3 protein-coding genes are annotated in these 3,611 nt (G+C 45.2%); 2 read left to right on the forward strand and 1 reads right to left on the reverse strand.

Going from position 1 to position 3,611, the window contains the following annotated elements; all coding sequences use genetic code 11:
* Together K8S15_06305 and K8S15_06310 are read left to right on the forward strand one after the other, a co-directional pair.
* Positions 1-570: tetratricopeptide repeat protein (locus tag K8S15_06305; protein MCD4775651.1), on the forward strand; the 570-nt coding region annotated here is incomplete at its 5' end.
* 10 nt (positions 571-580) lie between these two features.
* Positions 581-2,827, forward strand: a complete 2,247-nt coding sequence (locus tag K8S15_06310; GenBank protein MCD4775652.1) for a hypothetical protein — start codon at positions 581-583, stop codon at positions 2,825-2,827.
* 291 nt (positions 2,828-3,118) lie between these two features.
* On the opposite strand, the gene K8S15_06315 is transcribed toward K8S15_06310, so the two are convergent.
* On the reverse strand, positions 3,119-3,611 hold a 493-nt coding region (locus tag K8S15_06315; protein ID MCD4775653.1), incomplete at its 5' end, for a tyrosine-type recombinase/integrase.

Consider the following 3,611-nt stretch of genomic DNA (forward strand, 5'->3'; position numbering starts at 1 on the left):
ACTAAAGATGACAAGTCTAAGGCTACCGCACTGAATAGAATTGGTGCAACATACTACAGAATGACAGAAATCGATAAGGCTCTTGATTATGCGGGACAAGGACTTGCCATTGCGGAAGAGCTTAATGTCCCGAATCTCATAATAGACTGCTATGGAGTGATATCAACCATCCTTGAAAAAAAAGGTGACTTCAGTAAAGCACTTGAATATTACAAAAAATACAAAGAATTCAATGATAAGGCTTTCACGGAAGAAAACAGTAAGAAATACAATGAACTGCAGGTAAGCTACGAGACGGAGAAGAAGGAAAAGGAAAACGAGATCTACAGGTTGAAGAACATCGAACTTGTGAAGGCTAATGAGGATCTGAAGAAAGCTCTTGCTGAAGTTAATACGCTCAGCGGACTGCTTCCAATCTGTGCTTCCTGTAAAAAAATCCGCGATGATTCCGGATACTGGGAGCAGATAGAGGAATACATATCCAGGCGCTCGGATACTCAGTTCAGTCATGGATTGTGTCCTGAATGCATGAAGAAACTTTATCCTGAGTATTCAAATTTCGTTGACTGAAAGGCAGATAATGAAATTCGGAATTATACCTACATTATTATTCGTAGCCGCTCTCTTTAACACTGCAACCGCTGATGTATGCTTCAAGAACCCCGTGACAAACGGAACAGCGACAGTCATCAGTGACACTGGAAACTCCGTAATAATTGAATTCAACCTCGAAACACTTGAAAGTGAACAGGTTTTCGATGCTTCATACGGAACCGGAACGGTCTTTAGAATTCCAGGATCGGGACTGACTGCCAATATAGGTTACCCTGATCTTCCTGCTGTTCGAAGAATGATAGAAGTTTCAAACTACGGAGAAGTTGAAGTGGAAATCCTCGATTCCGAAACCATTGCTCTTGTAAGCTGCAGCATTCCACCTTTCCAACCGCTTCAAATAAGGGGTTTACCTGCCCTGCCTTTCAGGATTAACCATGAATTCTATAGCGGTTTTACTCCCTGGCCTGCAACTCCGGTAAGGTTGGAATCGGTAAATATCCTGCGGGATATTAGGATCGCATGGGTGAGTTTTTTACCTGTTAGCTGGAATCCTTCTACAGGAGAAGTAACCGTAACGACAAGAGTTACAGCCAGAATTTCAACAACTGGCAGTACGGGTTCCAACGAACTAACCCGCTCTGCCGCGGGAATCACAAGAAGTTTTCTGCCCTTCTACGATGAAGTCCTCGGGTTCAGCGAACATAGGAGAGTTATTGACGGCAGTTACGTTGTAATCTCTTCTGAAGAAGGTATTGATCTTATGCAGGACCTCATTGACTGGAAGACCAGGAAGGGCTTCCTGGTCGAAACAGCAGTGATTCCGGGAATTGGATCTACACCTGCTGAAATCGATACCTGGATCGAAAACGCTTACAACACCTGGCCGAATCCGCCGGAATACATTCTGCTGGTAGGTGATGAAGACGTAGTGCCATCACCTCAGTACGCCGGACACTCGGCTGATAACATCTATGGAGTAATCGGCACCGGATGCGTGCCCTCCATACATATCGGGCGCCTTTCAGGAAACAACACTGATGATCTTGTTTACGAGGCATGGAAGATTACCGAACATGAAATGTATCCTTACGAACCGACTCAGAGCTGGTTCAACAAGGGAATAAGCATAGGGCATACGGAGTTCACTGAAAACTCATGGGATTACGTTGAATACATGATGGCTGCTGGTTTGGACATAACATGGTTCTGCGCAAACGGAGGAATTACACCAACCATTGCAACTCTTACTGATTCAATAAACAGCGGATGTTCAATACTTGGTCTCTGCGGCCATGGCGACATCACTCATATATACCCTCCGGGTTTCGGGAATTCGGATGTTACCGGTCTCAGTAACGGCAGAAAACTTCCCTGGCTTGCGCTTGTCGCCTGTCAGGTCGGGATGTTCGACGGGCATTACTGTCTCTGCGAAGCTTTCATGGGTGAAGGTGAGATCGCTGATCCAAAAGGCGCCATCGGGGTTATGGGTCCCACAACGAACAGTCCTTACGGAGCTGCGGATTCACTTGTGAAATGGATATTCAAAGGTTACTTTCAGGAAGACATACGTCATATGGGTGCGGTAACGGACTGGTCAAAAAACGAAGTATTCGCATACTTCGGTTCTTCAGCTATAGACAACAACCACATGCATATGGTCTTCGGTTGTCCCGAGATGGATATCTACTACGACACTTCTCCCCTGACCATTATCAACTGTGAGCACCCCATGCCCGTTGTTCCGGGAATTCATACATTTACGGTAACAACCGATGGACTGTCCGCAGAAGGAATTCTTGTCGCGGTTTATGTTGATGATTCTTCATCAGGATTGTGGATGGAATCGGATTACTCGGACGCATCCGGTAACGTAATATTCGATATTCCAACTTTTTCAGAAGCTTTGGATATTTATGTGACAGCAACAGGTTTCAATCTTGCACCTTACCTTTACAGTGGATTAACAGGCGTAGAAGAAAACCCTGCTGCAGCCGTATGCAATTCGGCTCTTCAAGCCGACCCGTCACCGTGCTTCGGCTCTCTTGCGATCACCTGTACCGCGCCAGCTGGTAAGCAGAGCAGTATCGAGATCTACGATACAGCGGGAAGAATGATCCGCAGACTGGATATTGAGACTTCTGGAGTTGAGCAGGATCTAACATGGGATGGACAGGACGAGAGTGGTCACCACGTCTCAAGCGGTATCTATTATTGCAGGCTGAGAGTACCCGGACAGAACCTGGTGCAGTCCATTGTAATGATCGAAAGGTAAGCCCGGCCTTGAACCTCTGATCCTACTTCAGAGGGTACATGCATCTGTACTAAGGATTCCTTCAATGCAAATGGGTGATAACGGTTTTCAAGTGATCAGTGTGGCAATGGTAGCCAGGTTCGCAGCGAATATTGAGCTGTGAAGATAACTCTTGAAAGATTCATGCGATTTCCATATGCAGCGGACAAGACCAAAACATCTTTTTAGCCAGTAGATGATCACCGTCTGGTTAGAATGTCCGTCGCCACAAATAGAATTCCCTGATCAAACGTCAGGTGGCTACTTAAGCTACTAAAGGAGATCCAAAGGACTTAATACTGTTTGTCTAAACCCCTTCATCACATGCAGGTAGACCCTTGTTGTTTCCAAGTTCTTATGTCCGAGAAGTTCCTGAATTTCACAGAGATCAACACCTGACATCAGTAAATGCGTTGCAAAACAATGACGAAGAGTATGAACACCGGCATGCTTGGTAATACCTGAATCCTTTACAGCTTTTCGCATGTTTTCCTGAATCCCAGTTCTGTGTAAATGATGCCTTCGGATCTCGCCTGTTGCAGTGTCTACTGAAGCATTTTTTGCAGGGAACAAGTATTGCCATTTCCATTCCAGGTTTGCGTTTGGATATTTTCTTTCCAGAGCTGTGGGAAGTGATACAGGAATGACCGAATTCTCAAATAGTTCCCGCGATTTTCCAATCTGTTTCTGTAGATCAGATATAATGCTCGAGCTTAAAATGGTAATTCTATCTTTGTTACCTTTACCACTCCTGACAGTTATTGAT

The organism is Candidatus Aegiribacteria sp. (genome assembly GCA_021108005.1).
In the GTDB taxonomy this organism is placed as follows: domain Bacteria; phylum Fermentibacterota; class Fermentibacteria; order Fermentibacterales; family JCC-6; genus Aegiribacteria.

Coding starts and splice junctions, on each gene's coding strand:
- K8S15_06310 (MCD4775652.1), top strand. CDS start 581: ATGAAATTCGGAATTATACCTACATTATTATTCGTAGCCGCTCTCTTT.